Raw genomic sequence first — 16174 nt, 5'->3', positions numbered from 1 at the left:
TAGTGGTGCGGATAAAGAGACTCGAACTCCCATGCCTCTCGGCACCAGATCCTAAGTCTGGCGTGTCTACCAATTTCACCATATCCGCACACAACAGTAATAAATTTTGCGAAGCAAAAGCTTCGTCTTAAAAGGGTGGTACGCCCTACACGATTCGAACGTGTGACCTACGCCTTAGAAGGGCGTTGCTCTATCCAGCTGAGCTAAGAGCGCATCTTCTCGGTTTAGGTGGTGCGCTCGAAAGGAGTCGAACCTACAACCTACGGATCCGAAGTCCGTTGCTCTATCCAATTGAGCTACGAGCGCATAAACCGCGCCACACAAAACAATGGGGTGAGTGATGGGGATCGAACCCACGACCCTCAGAACCACAACCTGATGCTCTAACCGACTGAGCTACACTCACCATCTAATTTAATTCTGAGAAATAAGTGGTCGGGGCGAAAGGATTCGAACCTTCGACCCCCTGGTCCCAAACCAGGTGCGCTGACCAGACTGCGCTACGCCCCGACATTTAAAAAAACCTATTGGTCTTTTTAAGGCTGAAATTCTAGCCAAAATCCAGCCTTTTGTCAAGGAAAAGTTTTTAGGCTTTGTTGGAAAACTCGATCAGTCCCTCCGTCGGTGAGCTAGCGGTTGCAAAAGGCTTCTTGGCAATGCGTCCAGCAAGGAAGCTAGCACGTCCCGCAAGTACGGCGTGTTTCATGGCTTCCGCCATTAAAATAGGGTTTTTAGCTTGTGCAATGGCGGTATTGGTCAGTACGCCATCGGCTCCTATTTCCATTGCAATGGCTGCGTCACTCGCACAGCCAATGCCTGCATCAACAATCACGGGGATTTTAACCGCTTCTTTGATGAAAAGAACATTGTAGCGGTTTTGGATACCAAGACCACTGCCAATAGGTGACGCCAAAGGCATGACAGCAGCACTTCCCGCATTTTCGAGTCGTTTTGCCATGATCGGATCATCGTTAGTGTACGTCATGATGGTAAAGCCATCTTTGGCGAGGACTTCGCAGGCTTTAAGGGTTTCCATCACATCTGGATAGAGTGTTTTGGCCGTATCGCCGATGACTTCGAGTTTGATAAGATCAAGTCCTGTCGCTTCTCGAACCATACGAAAAAGCGTGATAGCATCTTCGGCGGTGGTACATCCAGCAGAGTTTGGAAGTAGCTTAATATCCGTGCCTTTGAAGTAATCCATGAGATTTTCTTCGTTTGGATTGGTGATGTTGACACGACGTACCGCCACGGTGATGAGTTTTGAGCCACTCGCGAGCGTTGCATCTTTCGTCGTTTGAAAGTCAGGGTATTTACCGCTTCCGACGATCAAACGGCTTGCAAATTCAATATTGCCTACTTTGAGGATATCATTCATTTTTAGTTCCTAATTGAGTAATTTTTTCACGGTTTCGGGAAGAAGATCGTGTTCTAAAGCGTGGATTTTGGCTTCGAATGCTTCCAAATTCATACCTTCAACTTTCTCAAAACAGCGTTGTGCGATGATCTCACCGCCATCAAGTTCTTCGCTGACGTAGTGAACGCTGATGCCAGCGACCTTCATGGGTGAATCAAAGCTCTCTTTTATAGCATTGCCTCCCTTAAAAAGGGGAAGGAGTGAGGGATGTAAATTGATCGCTTTAACATGTGCTGTAAAATACGGAGTGAGAAAACGCATGAAACCTGCTAGTACGGTTAGTTCAGCACCGCTTTTGTGGATAGCTTTTACCAGGGCTTCATCAAAGGCCTCACGGCTCTCATAGCGGGTATGATCGAGGATGAGAGGTTCTATACCATAGGCACGCGATTTTTCAATTCCTGCGGCGTTAGGGCGGTTACAAATGGTGGTAGCCACTTCAATTTTACAGTGTTCAAAAACTTGGTTGTGAAGTGAGGCAAGTAATTTTTCCAAATTACTCCCTTCTCCACTAAATAAAATAGCAATTTTCTTTATAACCATTTAAGACCTTTACAAATATCTACGGGCGTGAGTGCAAAATTATTACATGTAAACGCTCTGGAGACGAGGGCATGCGCGAGTGAGCCGTTAATAGCCGCATCTTTAGGCGAATAGCCTTGTGCGATGAGAGCACCTATCATGCCAGACATAACATCACCACTTCCACCTTTGGCTAACGCTTGTGTGCCATAAGTGTTGATGAAAAGCTCGCCATTGTGCGCGATGATGGTGTTAGCACCTTTGAGGACAAGAACGACGTGAGGAAAAGCAAGGCTGAAGCGTTTGGCATGCTCAAAGCGGTTAGCTTGGATCATTTCAACGCTGATGTGCTCTTTACATGTAAGCTCTAAAATCGCGCTAAACTCTTTAGGATGCGGTGTCAAGACGACGGGCTTTTGGGAGGCAATAATCTCCACGATCAGTGGATGATGCGACAATGAGGCATCGATAACCAGCGGTAAATCATTGGAGAGCAAAAGTGTTTTAAGTGCTATTTCATCAAAAGGCATCTCAAGCCCCATGCCGGCAACGATCACATTGGCATTTTTGGGCAGTGTTTCACTGTTCATCAGATAAAGAGGCAATTTCTTAGGTTTTTCACCTATGAGCGTTACCAGTCCAGCACCAAAATGAAATGCTCCCATGCCTGCAAGTCGTGCCGCTCCCTCTTTAGAACCTTGCACAATCGCAGCATGTCCAAAGGTGCCTTTATTGGCATTTTTTTTGACACGAATCGGCAGTTTAAGATCGCTTTTACGAAGCAGAAAGAGAGGACTTAGCGTTTCATATTGACTGCGGGAAACACCAAGCTTGGCGACTTTGATATCGCCTACGGCATCTTTAACATTATCGTTTAAAAGCCCTAGTTTCAAGGCACCCATTGTGATGGTTTCATTGGCTTGAAAGATCACAGAACTAAGTGTTAAATTACTCAAAATACCGCTGGGAATATCGCAGGCAATCTTGTAGCCTTTTCGCGTATTGAGCGTTTCAAGCAGTTTACATGTAAACGTATCCAAAGGACGATTGAGTCCTGCGCCGAAGAGTGCATCGACGTAAATGTCGGCATTTATGAGTTCGTCTACAATAACAACGCCCACTTTTTTAGCGCGTTCAAGTTGGCGTTTGGCAAGGGCAGATTTGAGTTCAAAGGGGAGATAAATACTGATATTGTACGCACCATGAAGCAAACGTGCGGCGACAATGCCATCGGCTCCGTTATTTCCCATGCCGCAGATAAAGAGTGCACTTTTTTTACATGTAAGCTTTTTTTTCACAGCGCGAGCGAGCGCAGATCCTGCATGCTCCATTAAAATTTCAGGGGTTAAACCAAAGGTTGTGTAACAACGCTCATCTAGACTAGCGGTCTCTTCATAGACGTACTGCATCGGTTTCTCCTAACGCTTACGGAAGCTCAGAGCTTCTAAAAGATGCTCTTGCAAGATCAACTCACTCTGCGCCAAATCGGCGATGGAGCGCGCAATGCGAAGCACTTTGTGAATGCTTCTCTGACTCAGCCCCAAGCGATTTTGCGCCATCTCTAAACTCTCACTGGCTTTGGCTTCGAGGGTACAAAAACGCATGGTATTGGACTCATCCAATTTACCATTAAGCTCATTTTGTCCACGTTTTTTTTGCATGACAAAGGCTTGTAAGACCTGATTAAACATCTCGTGCGAACTAAGACCTTGCTCTTTTGAACTCTCTTCGCTCATCTGAATATAAAGATCAATGCGATCCATTATGGGCTCAGAAATACGGTTTTTATAGCGACTGATCTCGATTTCAGAGCAACGGCACTCATGCGTTTGGCTGAAAAGATTCCCACATGGGCAAGGATTTTGAGCAGCAGCAAAGAGAAATTTGGTTGCGTAACTCACTTTGGTATTAACCCGTGAGATGAGGACTCGATGATCTTCTAAAGGTTCTCTCAGGCTTTCTAAAACGGTCTTGGAAAAGTTGGGAAACTCGTCAAAAAATAAGACGCCATTGTGAGCGAGGGCAATTTCACCTGCACGGCTTTGAGAACTACCTCCGCCAAAGATAGATGGGCGTGAAGAGGTGTGGTGAGGCGCTCTAAAAGGGCGCAGAGGGCTGAGTTCAACATCCTCTTCTTGGAGTGATTGATAGGCGTTTGATTCCAAAATTTCTTCAATGCTTTGAGGAGGCAAAATATAGCGAAGGCGTTTGATGCTCATACTTTTGCCACACCCTGGGCTTCCTTCCATCAAAAGGTTGTGCATGCCAGCAGCAGCGATTACCATCGCACGTTTGGCGCGGTGTTGACCTAAGACGTCGCTAAAATCAAGGGGAAACTGTGTAGCGTAAAAATAGCGTTTGGTATCAATGTCTAAGTGATTTTCACAAAAACTTTGGTGGGGCATTGGCGCTTCTGTTTCAAAGCGTTTTTCTTTAAAAAAAAGTAGTGCTTCTTTCAGTGTTTCAACCCCAAAAGCCTCAATATTGGGAATTTGTTGCACTTTGCGCAATAGCTCACTAGGAACGAGAACTCGAAGATCGGGTGTATGCGCCGCCAAGGAGAGAATAATAGGGAATATGGAGTTAGTTTTTTTGATTTTACCATCAAGCCCTAGCTCGCCAAAGATGAAAAAATCTTTACATGTAAAGCGTTCTTTTTGAATGGCAATCAGCAGAGCCGTTACCAAATCAAAATGGCTTCCCTCTTTTTTAAGATCGGATGGTGAGAGATTAATGGTAATCTTTTGAGCAGGAAATTGAAAATCGATGCTTGCAAGAGCTGATTTGATGCGTTCACGTGACTCTTGGATAGAAATATCGGTAAGTCCAACAATATTAAATCCAGGAAGTGCCCGCACCAAAGTTGATTCTACATCGACTTCATGGGCTTTATTGCCGTATAATGTTGCACATTTTGCATGTTTAACTTTGGATAGAGCAACTGCTTCTTCCACTGTTATTTACCTGCTTTTTGCTTTTTTTTCCACTCTTTGTCAAATTTTTTACGTTTTAAGTAAGAGAGCTTTTCGATAAAAAGGCGACCTTTGAGGTGATCCATCTCATGCTGAACAGCAATAGCCATAAGATCTGTAAATTCTGCTTCGCACCTAGTACCATTGCGATCATAATAGGCTATTTTGATATGCTCCGCACGTTCAATTTCATCGTAGTAACCAGGCACACTCAAACAACCTTCTTGGTAAATCGTACTACCATCTTTTTCAAGGATGACAGGGTTGATAATTTCATAGAGATTTTCTCTTTTTTGCACACCTTCTTCATCAACAAGATTAATCACCAATACGTTCAGTGGTACAGCGACTTGAATAGCAGCAAGTCCAATACCTTCTTTAATGACCATCGTGTCATACATGTCATCTAAAAGCGTATGGAGTTGTGCATCAAAGTGTACGACGTCTTTTGAAGACTCTCGTAAAAGCTTATTGGGATAAACTAATACATCTAAAATCATTGTTCCTCGCTTGGAATAGATGGCACACACACAATATAAGGGACGAGCCTTTTTCCTGTATGTGGTAACTCTTCAAGGGTTGCAGCAATAAATTCTTCGGCATTATGATCTGTGTCGAGCGCAACAATGGAGAGTTCAATATCGGTCTCTACCTCTCCTGTCCCTACAAAAAAGCTAGTTTGATACACCAACTCACTGATACGATCGCATGCTTTTTTAGCACCAATAATGTCTGTATGTTTTAAGATCATTGCAAAAATTCCATCGCCAAAATGAGCAACAATATCACTTCTTCGAGATGTTTTGAGCAGTAACTTTGCGATATTGCGTACAACAGTATCTTTATCTTTTTTGTTAATGACTTTTTCCAATGAGCTCTCTTTAACACGCGCAAGCACTAAAGAACTCGAATGGGCATAATTTTTAATCAACTTAATTTCATCTTGAAGTGTTTTTAGAAGATAGCGTCTATTATAAACGCCATACTTCACGTCAAAAATAGATTGGTTATCAACTTCTTGCAAAATAGTTGTTGTTTTTTGATAATAATCTTTTAAAAGATCAATTTGTTTGGTGGTTAAACCAAACATTTTATTAAGGTCTTCACTCAACGAAGAGATGATATTTTGAATGGAAAGCGGATTAGCATTGGACTCCAGCTGTGAAGCTCTTTTCTTAATGATCTCTTGCATAACGTTAAGGTTTCGATAGACAGTTGAGACGACTTGCATAATGTTCTTAATTTGCGAAAATCCCTCTTTGACTTCTCGTTCAATGCGTGCATGATTTTCATCATTATTGGTACTTTCTAATTCCAAAAAGTCATTAATACGTTTCTTAAAGGCCGCAGGTTTACTTTCTAAAAGCTTGTCGAAATAGATCTGAAAATTAGTAGGTGTTGGAGGGATACTTTCATCTCCCAACACCTTTAAAACTAACGCGGCAAATTTTTCAAGCTCAACATTGGAAGCTTGCGTTACAATAGGCTCTTTGAGAGGTGATGGAGGTGGGGATGGTTCGACGACATCATCTTTCGCATCGATACTATAAACCCCTGTTTTCCCTTTTTCTTTATTAAAACGAACCATTGCTTGCCTTCTTTGATAGGTTATTTAAAACTTTTATCCAATACTTTATCAATCAAACCGTATTCACATGACTCACCAGCGCTCATGAAAAAGTCTCTCTCTGTATCTTTAATGATTTTAGGGAGTTTTTGTGAACAGTTTTTTGCCAAAATTTCATTCAAGACTTGTTTCATTCTTAAAATCTCTTTAGCCTGAATTTCAATATCTGTTGCCTGCCCTTGAGCACCCCCCAGTGGTTGGTGAATCATAATACGTGCATTAGGAAGCGCATAACGCTTACCTTTAGCTCCAGAACTGAGTAAAAACGCTCCCATGGATGCTGCTTGACCAATACAAATCGTGCTAATGTCTGGTCTGACATAATTCATCGTGTCATAGATGCTAAAACCGCTCGTAATAACGCCACCTGGGGAGTTGATATAAAGATAGATATCTTTTTCAGGGTCTTCTGCTTCAAGGAACAAAAGTTGAGCTACGATTGAAGAAGCAACAACATCATTGATCTCACCGCTGAGCATAATAATACGATCTTTTAAAAGGCGAGAGTAAATATCGTAACTTCTCTCACCGCGACCCGTTTTTTCTATAACGACAGGAACATAGTAGCTCATTATTTACCTTTTGTAAAAAGCTTTGTGAAGAGTCTCTCTTCAATAATAGACATTTTAATCGCTGGAAGAACACCTTGTTTCTCATAATATTCTAAGTATTCTTTTGGATTTGCACCTTGTTGCATTGCTTCAAAGTAGATCATTTGAAGCACTTCTTGATCACTCACATTGATACTTTCTTGCTTTGCTAACTCATCAACAATGAAAGTGAGTTTAACACTTTTTTCTGACTCTGCTCTAAACTCTTCTCTTTTTTCTTTAATTTTTTCTGGGTTAGTAGAATATTCTTTAATTTCATCTTCACTGAGTTTACTAAAAACGCTTCTCATTTGTAGGTCAATCTCTTGATCAACAATATTCTCAGGAAGGTCGAATGTGATTTTCTCTAAAACATTTTCAACAAACTTAGGTTTAACATCTTCATTGAAAAGTTTTGCTAATTTCTCATTGCGGATTTCATCTTCGATTTGACCTTCTAGTGTTTCAAGTGTTGGATTTTCAACACCTGGAAGCAATTTTTTGATCATCTCTTCATTTGGAGTTTCCGGAATATCTTTAACTTTAATCTCTTTAACGGTGACTTTAAATACCGTTGGTTTTCCTGCAAGGTCTTTATTGCCATATGTTTCTGGGAATGTTACTTCGATATCTTTGCTTTTACTGCTGACTTTGAGTCCGATAATGCCATCTTCAAAACCAGGGATAAATGAACCACTTCCAATTTCAAGTGTATATCCTTCTGCTTTGCCACCTTCAAATGCGACGCCATCGATAAAGCCTTCAAAATCAATCACAACAAAATCACCTGATTTAACAGCACGTTTTTCTTCGACCGTTTTAAGCTCTGCAACAAGAGCTAATGTTTTATCCAATCGCTCACTAATCTCTTTTTTGGTTACTTTTGGAGTTTTGTACTCAGGCACACACTCTTTGTATCCTTCAACAACAATCGTTGGTTTAAATGAAAGTTTCATAACAAGCTCTAGCCCGCCATCTTTCTCTTCAAATTTTGAGAAACTTGGCTCGCCAACGACAAGGTCAGCTTTGATGTCAAGCTCAGTCAATGCTTTAGTGAAAAGCTCTCTCAGTGCTTCTGTTTGTGCATCTTCTTTGAGTTGTTTGCCGTAGCGTGCTTTAACGATATGTGCAGGAACTTTTCCTTTTCTAAAACCATCAACTTTCATATTTGAAGCCGCAGATGCAATCATCTTTTCTTCTTTTTTTTGTAATAGCGCGGGTGAAATGGTTGCCTCAACTGCAGCATTAGCACTATTTGTACGGTTAACTTTAATTTGCATAAAATCCCTTTTCGATATAAAATTTTGCTCAAATATAGCAAAAATTTGCTTTTAAGTCGCTTTTTATCCATTAAAAAGCAAAATGGAGATAAAATATCTCGTCTTAATTTTAACAGAAGTGAATCAAAATGCAACGAAGAGAAGAGTTTGAACAAGCCGTCAAAACGATGCTTGAAATTATTGGGGAAAATACCCATCGCGAAGGGCTTTTAAAAACACCAGAGCGTGTGTTTAAAGCGTATGAATATATGACGCAAGGCTATGCCCAAAGCCCAAATGAAGTTCTCGGCGAAGCACTTTTTAAGAGCGACAATAATCAAATGGTATTGATTAAAGATATAGAGTTTTATTCGATGTGTGAACATCACCTTTTACCGATTATTGGACGAGCTCATGTTGCCTACATTCCCGATGGAAAAGTTGTTGGACTTTCTAAAATTCCTCGTATGGTGGATATTTTTGCACGCCGTCTTCAAATTCAAGAACAACTGACCGAACAAATTGCTAAAGCGATCGATGATGTGATTGCTCCCAAAGGGGTAGGTGTCGTTATTCAAGCGCGCCATATGTGTATGGAGATGCGAGGCGTTGAAAAAACACACTCCAACACTACAACCTCCGCACTTCGTGGACTCTTTCTTAAAGCAGACACGAGAAAAGAGTTTTTTGATATTATCAACGCACCACAGGCTAATCGTTACTAATGCCATTAGCTCGCCTTAAAGAAAAACTTCACGGCAAAAGCCTCTCTCCCATGTTTGGCACGATCACCAAAATTAGCTCCACGACCATTGAGGCGTGTGGACTTAGACCGAGTATTGGTGACATTGTTAAAATTGCCTCCTTAGATGGTAAAAAAAGTGAGCTTGGAATGGTCACTGAAGTCGATCGAAACTCCTTTTTTATCTCACCTTTTGGTTTTATTGAAGGGTTTAAAACAGGCGATAAAGTGTTTATTAGCGAGCAAGGCATGATGATCCCCGTAGGAGAAGAGTTGCTTGGACGCGTGGTTGACCCTTTTATTCGCCCAAAAGATGGCAAAGGAACAATAGGTGCAAAGTCTATGGCACCTATTATGAAAGCTCCATTGGATCCTATGAAAAGAGGGTTAATTAATGAGCCGTTTCGTGTGGGGGTGAAAACCATTGATGGTCTTTTGACGTGTGGCAAGGGTCAGAAAATGGGTATTTTTGCAGGAAGTGGTGTGGGTAAGTCCACACTCATGGGTATGATCGTTCGTGGTGCGGAAGCCTCAATTAAAGTGGTGGCACTCATAGGGGAACGTGGACGTGAGGTTCCTGAGTTTATTGAAAAAAACTTGGGGGGCAATCTTGAAAATACCGTAATCGTTGTTGCCACCAGTGATGATTCTCCTTTGATGCGAAAATACGGTGCGTTTAGTGCGATGAGCATTGCCGAGTATTTCAAAAATCAAGGCAGAGATGTTTTGTTTATGATGGATTCTGTGACACGGTTTGCGATGGCACAGCGTGAAATTGGTCTTGCTTTAGGCGAACCTCCAACGTCTAAAGGCTATCCACCATCTGTTTTGGCACTTTTGCCGCAACTCATGGAGCGAGCGGGAAAAGAAGAGGGGAAAGGTTCGATTACAGCGTTCTTTACCGTATTGGTTGAGGGTGATGACCTCAGTGATCCGATTGCGGATCAATCCAGAAGTATTTTGGATGGGCATATTGTGCTCAGTCGCGAATTGACAGATTATGGTATCTACCCGCCGATTAGCATTCAAAACAGTGCATCAAGGGTTATGGGTGATGTCATTGATGGCGAGCATAAAAAAGCAGCAATGCGTTTTAAACGGCTCAATTCCATTTTAAAAGAGAACGAAGTTCTCATTCGCATCGGTGCATACGAAAAAGGGAACGATAAAGAGTTAGATATGGCAATTAATAAAAAAGAGAAAATGAATGGCTTTTTGCAACAAGCTCCAGAAGAGGTTTTTGAGTTTGAAGCAACGGTTGCTGAGTTAAAACAGATCATTGCCTAAATTTCTTTAGTATTTTTTAATATAGAAAGTAATAGTATTCAAAAATTAATTAGGATAAACTTTATCCTATATAGAAATGGAGAGAGAAGACAATGAGAGTCTATTTAGATAATAACGCGACAACCATAGTTGATCCTAAAGTTTTTGCAGAGATGGTTCCTTATTTTTGTCAGATGTATGGTAACCCAAATTCTTTGCACCAATTTGGTAGTGAGAGTCATCCCGCACTTCGCAAAGCGATGGATCAACTCTATGCGGGCATTAATGCAAGTGATGACGATGATATTGTTGTTACATCCTGTGCTACCGAAAGCAATAACTGGGTGATTAAAAGTATCTATAACGACTATATTTTGAATGGTGATAAAGACCATATCATTACCAGCGAAGTCGAACATCCCGCTGTGGGCGCTTCCTGTAAATTTTTAGAAACGCTTGGTGTTAAAGTCACCTATTTACCTGTTGATACCAATGGTGTTATCAACGTCGAAGACCTTAAAAATGCTATTACTGATAAAACAGCACTTGTTTCTATTATGTGGGCAAACAATGAAACCGGTATGATTTTCCCTATCGAAGAGATTGGTGCGATTTGTAAAGAAAGAGGTGTGCTTTTTCATACCGATGCTGTTCAAGCCGTTGGTAAAATTCCTGTGGATGTGAAAAAAGCCAATGTTGATTTTCTGAGTTTTTCTGCACATAAATTCCACGGACCTAAAGGTATTGGTGGGCTTTATATTCGAGGGGGACAACAACTGACTCCTTTCTTTCATGGTGGAGAGCACATGGGTGGACGTCGTAGTGGTACGCTCAATGTTCCAAGCATCGTAGGCATGGGAAAAGCGATGGAACTTGCTGTTGAAAGCCTTGATTTTGAAAAAAATAATGTCCGACGCCTTCGCGATAAACTTGAAGATGCTATTGCGCTTATACCCGAAACGTTAGTGATTGGTACTAAAGAGCAAAGAGTTCCTAATACCATTTTGGTTAGCGTCAAAGGTATTGAAGGTGAAGCGATGTTATGGGATTTAAATAAAAGTGGCATTGCTGCTAGTACAGGAAGTGCGTGTGCAAGTGAAGCCTTAGAGTCTAATCCTGTTATGGAAGCTATTGGAGCAGAGGCTGATTTGGCTCATACGGCATTAAGACTCTCTCTTTCACGTTTTACAACGGAGGAAGAGATAGACTATACAATAGAAGTTTTAAACAATGCAGTAACACGCCTTCGTGCTATTTCAAGCACATATGCATACGCGCCATCATGGCACGTTAGTAAATTATAATTCAATAACGATAGAGGATAAAAAAATGGCAAAAAATAGTTTGATTGGCGGCTCCATCTGGGAGGAATACAGCCAAAAAGTACAAGATTTGATGAACCATCCACAAAATATGGGTGAGTTGACCGAAGAAGATGCAAAAAATATGGGTGGCAAGCTCATCATTGCTGATTTTGGTGCAGAGAGTTGTGGCGATGCCGTAAGACTTTACTGGATCGTTGATGAAGCAACCGAAATCATCAAGGCAGCAAAATTTAAAAGTTTTGGTTGTGGTACAGCGATCGCAAGTTCTGACACTATGGCAGAACTCTGTATCGGTAAAACGGTTTCTGAAGCGGTTAAAATTACCAATATTGATGTTGAACATGCAATGCGCGATACCCCTGATGTTCCTGCAGTTCCACCTCAAAAAATGCACTGTTCGGTTATGGCATACGACGTTATTAAAGCAGCAGCAGCTTCGTATAAAGGCGTTGATGCGGCTTCCTTTGAAGATGACATCATTGTGTGTGAATGTGCACGTGTCAGCCTTGGAACGATTAAAGAAGTAATTAAAATTAATGACCTTAAAACGGTTGAAGAGATTACCAACTACACCAAAGCAGGTGCGTTTTGTAAATCGTGTATCAAACCAGGTGGGCATGAGGCAAGAGAACATTACTTGGTTGACATTTTAAGAGATACCAGAGCGGAAATGGAACATGACCATTTGTTAGCTATCTCTAACTCCAAAATCGAAGGTAGCAATACCGTTGACTTTGATGATCTGACCATCGTTAAAAAATTCCAAGCGATTGAATCAATCATTGATGAAAACATTCGTCCAATGCTGGTTATGGATGGCGGTAACCTTGAAATCCTCGACATTAAAGAGGGTGATGGTGGCGTGAGTGATGTGTATATCCGATACCTTGGCGCTTGCAGCGGCTGTGCAAGTAGCTCTACAGGCACGCTTTTTGCGATTGAAGCTGTCCTACAAGAGAAATTAAGTAAAAATATACGAATATTACCTATCTAAAAGATTGGGAGGAGTTTTTCCTCCCCTCCTAATCTTTCGAAATTTCTTACATGTAATAAGGAAAAGATGTGGCAAAAGTCGAATTTTTAGGACCCCTTGGTCGCCCCAGTATTGAGGTGGATATCTCAAATCTTAGTGAACTCAAAACCTTTTTTAAAGAAGACAAAGAACTTCAAGATTGGCTTGCTATCTGCGCCGTCGCTGTCAATGACACCCTTGTTTGCGACCTCAATATTCCCCTTTCCAAAAACGATAAAATCTCACTTCTCCCTCCTGTTTGTGGAGGTTGATCTATGGTAGAACTTCACAATGGATCTTTACATGTAAACACGATTTTGGCAGATTGGTACGCCAAAATTAGCGATAAAAACTATGGTGCGTTCATTCCTTTTGTGGGAATTGTCAGAGATGAAGATGGCATTGAAGGGCTTAGTTTTGATATTTACGAGCCTATTTTAAATAACTGGTTTAACGCGTGGCAAGAAAAAGCCAAAGCGCAAAATGCGTATCTTCTTATGGCACATTCCCGTGGTGATGTACCTAACCATACTTCAAGTTATATTGCCGCTGTTGTTTCTCCCAAACGAAAGGTAGCCCTCAAAATGATTAATGATTTTGTCGAAGATTTTAAAGCCAACGCTCCCATTTGGAAGTATGATTTGGTGGACGGAAAACGTGTGTATGCCAAAGAGCGATCTCACATTTTGAGTGGATCAGGTCTATTAAAGGCGGACGCATGAGCCATACATTTCCTCCTTTTGATGAGACGCTGAAGGCGCTTGAAAACTCTGTAAAAACCGAAATTGGCATTGAAAATATTTTTATTGGTGACGCGTTGGGTCGTTTTCTTGCCGTTGATATTGTAGCTCCTGAAAACAATCCAACGCATGCAACTTCTTCGATGGATGGCTACGCCATTCGCTTTGTTGATCAGCAACTAGGTTCGTTGATCATTAGCGATTTTATCCCAGCTGGGACTGAGACGCACGGTGTCGTGAACAAAGGTGAATGTGTTAAAACTTTTACGGGCACCTTGATGAGCGAAGGTAGCGATACGCTGATTCCCATTGAAAATGTTGAGGTCAAAGAAGGCAAGATTCACATTACCTCCGCCGTCTCCAAAGGCTTTGCAGTTCGTCCTGTGGGAGAGAACTATAAAGCGGGTGAAGTGCTCATCAAAAAAGGCACGAAGATCGGTTTTGCGGAAATTGGTGTGATGGCAGAAGTGGGTATGGTGCAGGTTGAAGTCTTTATGAAACCTCGTATCGCCATTCTCTCCACGGGCAATGAAATCTTGGACTTCGGTGAGCCAAAAGTCTCAAGTGCTCAAATTCGCAGTTCCAACCACGTTACGGTTGAAGCGATTTTGCGCCAACTCGGCTGTGAGTGTATGCGTTTTAAACTTATCCGAGATGATCGAGATGTGATCGAGCAACAACTCAGACAAGCGCTCATGTGGAGTGACATCGTGATCACCACAGGTGGCGGAAGTGTCGGAGATTTTGACTTTTTACAGAGCATTCTCACCGATATGAAAATCGAAAATATCATCGATGGTTCGTACATGAAACCGGGGCGCCATATACGTGTTGTTAAAACAGGTCACAAATATATCTACGCACTCCCAGGCTTTCCGTACAGTGCTTCGGTCTGTACCTTTTTATTCATCGCTCCATTGCTTCGTAAAATGCGCGCACAAACGTTTGCCTTGCCAACGATTAAAGCTTACATGGGCGAGCTCTATAAAAAACGCTCCAAATTTGTGGAATTTACCGCGTGCAATCTTCGATTTATTGAGGGTCAGCTTGTTGTTGATTTAGAGGGCAAAAAAGAGGGCAGTAGTGCCATCCTCAATAACCTCTTAGAAAATCCCGTTCTTTTACGCGTTGAAAAAGATGTCCAAAAAATTGAAAAAGGCGAGATGGTTGATATTGTATTGCTAGACTTGTAAGAGTTTGGCAATACCCAAAAAACCTCATTTCTATCTTTACATGTAAAGATAGAAATTGAATTATGACCGCTGTGTTCTGAAAGGTTTTTATGAATAACACCCTCTTTGACAAAACTATCACCTGCCCTTACTGCTGGGAAAGTTTTTCCATTTTTATTGAGCCAAGTAGTGAAACGGGCGAGAGTTATATTGAAGACTGTTACGTCTGCTGTCGTCCCATCGAAATTTACATTGCATCCAAAAATGATGAGTCTGTGGATGTTCGTATTAACCGTGTAGAGGGCAATGAATTTTAAGCTAAAATCTTTACATGTAAAGCCTCTTGATTTGGAGATACCTTATGAAATACTTTATTTATCTACTGATGATTTTCGCGTTAAGCTGTACATCTCTTCTTGCAGAACAAACATTTACCGATAACGCCAACACGACGCATACGAATATTCCCGATTCCATTGGACGCATCGCCGATGCATGGCCTGCGCATAATGCGATTGTGACGATGCTCGGAGCTGGCGATAAAATTGTAGCAACCATTGTGACAGAGCAGATGTGTCCGTGGCTCTATAAGATCAACCCACACATGCGCCAAGCGGCCGTTGTTTTTAGTAATAATACCGTTGCGATGAGCTCCATAGAAGAGTTGTTAAAAGCCAAACCTGACGTTGTTTTCACCTTTGTAGGCAATAAAAATATTGGGGTATTTCGAAATTTAGGCGTGCCTATTATCGAACTTTCGCTTGTAGATTTTCCTTCCTTACGAGAGTGCGTTTTACTGACAGGCAAAATTTTGGGCAAAGCCGCATTCGCGAAAGCGGAACAGTATGCGCTCTATTTAGATCAAGTCACGCAGAAGATTGATGAGAGGCTCAAAGATGTCCCCGCTCAGCAAAGACCCAAAGTGTTGCATCTGAGCAATATTAGCACCTCGTTTGTGGTGGATGGTGCAGGTTCCATGATGGACTCTTGGATACGACTAGCGGGAGGCATTAACGTCGCTAGTGCACTTCAAGGCCCCAGTAAAACCGTCTCAGCCGAACAAATCATTGCATGGAATCCCGATATTGTCATCATTGGTTCCACCTCTAGTGAGGTTCAAGCGAGTGATTTTCTCAATAATCCGATGTTTAAAAATACTTCCGCAACCTTATCCAAACGCGTCTACATCAACCCAAAAGGGATGTTTTTCTGGGACAGATACAGTGCCGAAGCCATTTTACAAGTGCAATGGGCAGCACAGATTTTTTATCCTGAAAAATTTAAAGAGTTTGACATCGAACAAGAAACCATTGCTTTTTACACACGCTTTTTTGACTATCCGTTAAGTAAAGAAGAGGCAAAAATGATTATCAAAGGGATTCCTCCGCAAAAATAAAGTAGATATTGAGACGATTGATGACTGCATCCTTTATCAAACGCCTATTGAGCTTAAAATTCAATGGTAGGTTAGTTTTGGAATTAAAAATAATGACCTTCAAAATTTTTACATGTAAACGTTAAGAATGCAAG

Annotated in this window: 17 protein-coding genes and 5 tRNA genes; 9 read left to right on the top strand and 13 right to left on the bottom strand. The window is 41.5% G+C overall.

Annotated features, from left to right (window positions below; all coding sequences use genetic code 11):
• Positions 1-3 precede the first annotated feature (3 nt).
• The 13 genes from FA584_RS13030 to tig all read right to left on the bottom strand — a co-directional run bounded on the left by FA584_RS13030 (position 4) and on the right by tig (position 8408).
• Positions 4-88: transfer RNA gene (locus FA584_RS13030), tRNA-Leu, on the bottom strand.
• Positions 89-136: 48 nt separating this feature from the next.
• Positions 137-213, bottom strand: a tRNA-Arg gene (locus FA584_RS13025).
• A 16-nt stretch (positions 214-229) separates the two neighbouring features.
• Positions 230-306 (bottom strand) — tRNA-Arg (locus tag FA584_RS13020).
• 23 nt (positions 307-329) lie between these two features.
• Positions 330-406, bottom strand: a tRNA-His gene (locus tag FA584_RS13015).
• A 26-nt stretch (positions 407-432) separates the two neighbouring features.
• A tRNA-Pro gene (locus FA584_RS13010) sits at positions 433-510 on the bottom strand.
• Positions 511-586: 76 nt separating this feature from the next.
• Positions 587-1378, bottom strand: coding sequence for a thiazole synthase (locus FA584_RS13005; protein WP_167749743.1), 792 nt, complete (start codon positions 1376-1378; stop codon positions 587-589).
• A 9-nt stretch (positions 1379-1387) separates the two neighbouring features.
• A complete protein-coding gene (gene purN / locus FA584_RS13000) occupies positions 1388-1960 on the bottom strand; it encodes a phosphoribosylglycinamide formyltransferase (RefSeq protein WP_167749742.1) in 573 nt (190 codons plus the stop codon).
• Positions 1951-3348, bottom strand: a complete 1398-nt coding sequence (locus FA584_RS12995) for an NAD(P)H-hydrate dehydratase (RefSeq protein ID WP_167749741.1) — start codon at positions 3346-3348, stop codon at positions 1951-1953. The genes purN and FA584_RS12995 overlap by 10 nt, the downstream gene beginning before the upstream one ends.
• Before the next feature lie 9 nt (positions 3349-3357).
• The gene (locus FA584_RS12990; protein WP_167749740.1) at positions 3358-4893 is read right to left on the bottom strand and encodes a YifB family Mg chelatase-like AAA ATPase; all 1536 of its coding nucleotides are present in this window, start codon (positions 4891-4893) and stop codon (positions 3358-3360) included.
• Positions 4894-4895: 2 nt separating this feature from the next.
• Positions 4896-5411 carry a peptide deformylase gene (def, locus tag FA584_RS12985; RefSeq protein WP_096047572.1) on the bottom strand — a complete coding sequence of 172 codons (516 nt, stop codon included), beginning with the start codon at positions 5409-5411 and terminating at the stop codon, positions 4896-4898.
• On the bottom strand, positions 5408-6499 hold the full coding sequence (locus FA584_RS12980) for a GGDEF domain-containing protein (RefSeq protein WP_167749739.1): 1092 nt from the start codon (positions 6497-6499) through the stop codon (positions 5408-5410). The genes def and FA584_RS12980 overlap by 4 nt, the downstream gene beginning before the upstream one ends.
• A gap of 20 nt (positions 6500-6519) precedes the next feature.
• Entirely contained in the window at positions 6520-7110 is a 591-nt protein-coding gene (gene clpP, locus FA584_RS12975; protein WP_096047570.1) for an ATP-dependent Clp endopeptidase proteolytic subunit ClpP, read from the bottom strand.
• Entirely contained in the window at positions 7110-8408 is a 1299-nt protein-coding gene (tig, locus tag FA584_RS12970; RefSeq protein WP_167749738.1) for a trigger factor, read from the bottom strand. The genes clpP and tig overlap by 1 nt, the downstream gene beginning before the upstream one ends.
• Positions 8409-8536: 128 nt before the next feature.
• Between tig and folE the strand changes: the two genes are divergently transcribed.
• The 9 genes from folE (at position 8537) to FA584_RS12925 (ending at position 16040) form a co-directional block, all read left to right on the top strand.
• Positions 8537-9112 (top strand): GTP cyclohydrolase I FolE, encoded by a 576-nt coding sequence (gene folE / locus FA584_RS12965; protein ID WP_167749737.1) that lies wholly within the window; start codon positions 8537-8539, stop codon positions 9110-9112.
• Positions 9112-10416, top strand: coding sequence for a flagellar protein export ATPase FliI (gene fliI / locus FA584_RS12960; RefSeq protein WP_087439592.1), 1305 nt, complete (start codon positions 9112-9114; stop codon positions 10414-10416). The genes folE and fliI overlap by 1 nt, the downstream gene beginning before the upstream one ends.
• 92 nt (positions 10417-10508) lie before the next feature.
• Positions 10509-11699 (top strand): NifS family cysteine desulfurase, encoded by a 1191-nt coding sequence (locus tag FA584_RS12955; protein WP_087439591.1) that lies wholly within the window; start codon positions 10509-10511, stop codon positions 11697-11699.
• 25 nt (positions 11700-11724) lie between these two features.
• A complete protein-coding gene (locus FA584_RS12950) occupies positions 11725-12714 on the top strand; it encodes an iron-sulfur cluster assembly scaffold protein (protein WP_096047565.1) in 990 nt (329 codons plus the stop codon).
• Positions 12715-12782: 68 nt separating this feature from the next.
• Positions 12783-13004: a MoaD/ThiS family protein gene (locus FA584_RS12945; protein WP_096047564.1), complete on the top strand. Its 222-nt coding sequence runs from the start codon at positions 12783-12785 to the stop codon at positions 13002-13004.
• 3 nt (positions 13005-13007) lie between these two features.
• Positions 13008-13454, top strand: coding sequence for a molybdopterin synthase catalytic subunit (locus tag FA584_RS12940; protein WP_096047563.1), 447 nt, complete (start codon positions 13008-13010; stop codon positions 13452-13454).
• Positions 13451-14665: a molybdopterin molybdotransferase MoeA gene (locus FA584_RS12935; protein WP_167749736.1), complete on the top strand. Its 1215-nt coding sequence runs from the start codon at positions 13451-13453 to the stop codon at positions 14663-14665. The genes FA584_RS12940 and FA584_RS12935 overlap by 4 nt, the downstream gene beginning before the upstream one ends.
• An 89-nt stretch (positions 14666-14754) precedes the next feature.
• Entirely contained in the window at positions 14755-14961 is a 207-nt protein-coding gene (locus FA584_RS12930; protein WP_167749735.1) for a CPXCG motif-containing cysteine-rich protein, read from the top strand.
• Positions 14962-15005: 44 nt separating this feature from the next.
• Positions 15006-16040: an ABC transporter substrate-binding protein gene (locus tag FA584_RS12925; protein ID WP_167749734.1), complete on the top strand. Its 1035-nt coding sequence runs from the start codon at positions 15006-15008 to the stop codon at positions 16038-16040.
• Positions 16041-16174: the final 134 nt, after the last annotated feature.

The sequence above is a fragment of the Sulfurospirillum diekertiae genome (assembly GCF_011769985.2).
Classification (GTDB): domain Bacteria; phylum Campylobacterota; class Campylobacteria; order Campylobacterales; family Sulfurospirillaceae; genus Sulfurospirillum; species Sulfurospirillum diekertiae.
This window is presented reverse-complemented; position numbering and strand designations above follow the sequence as displayed.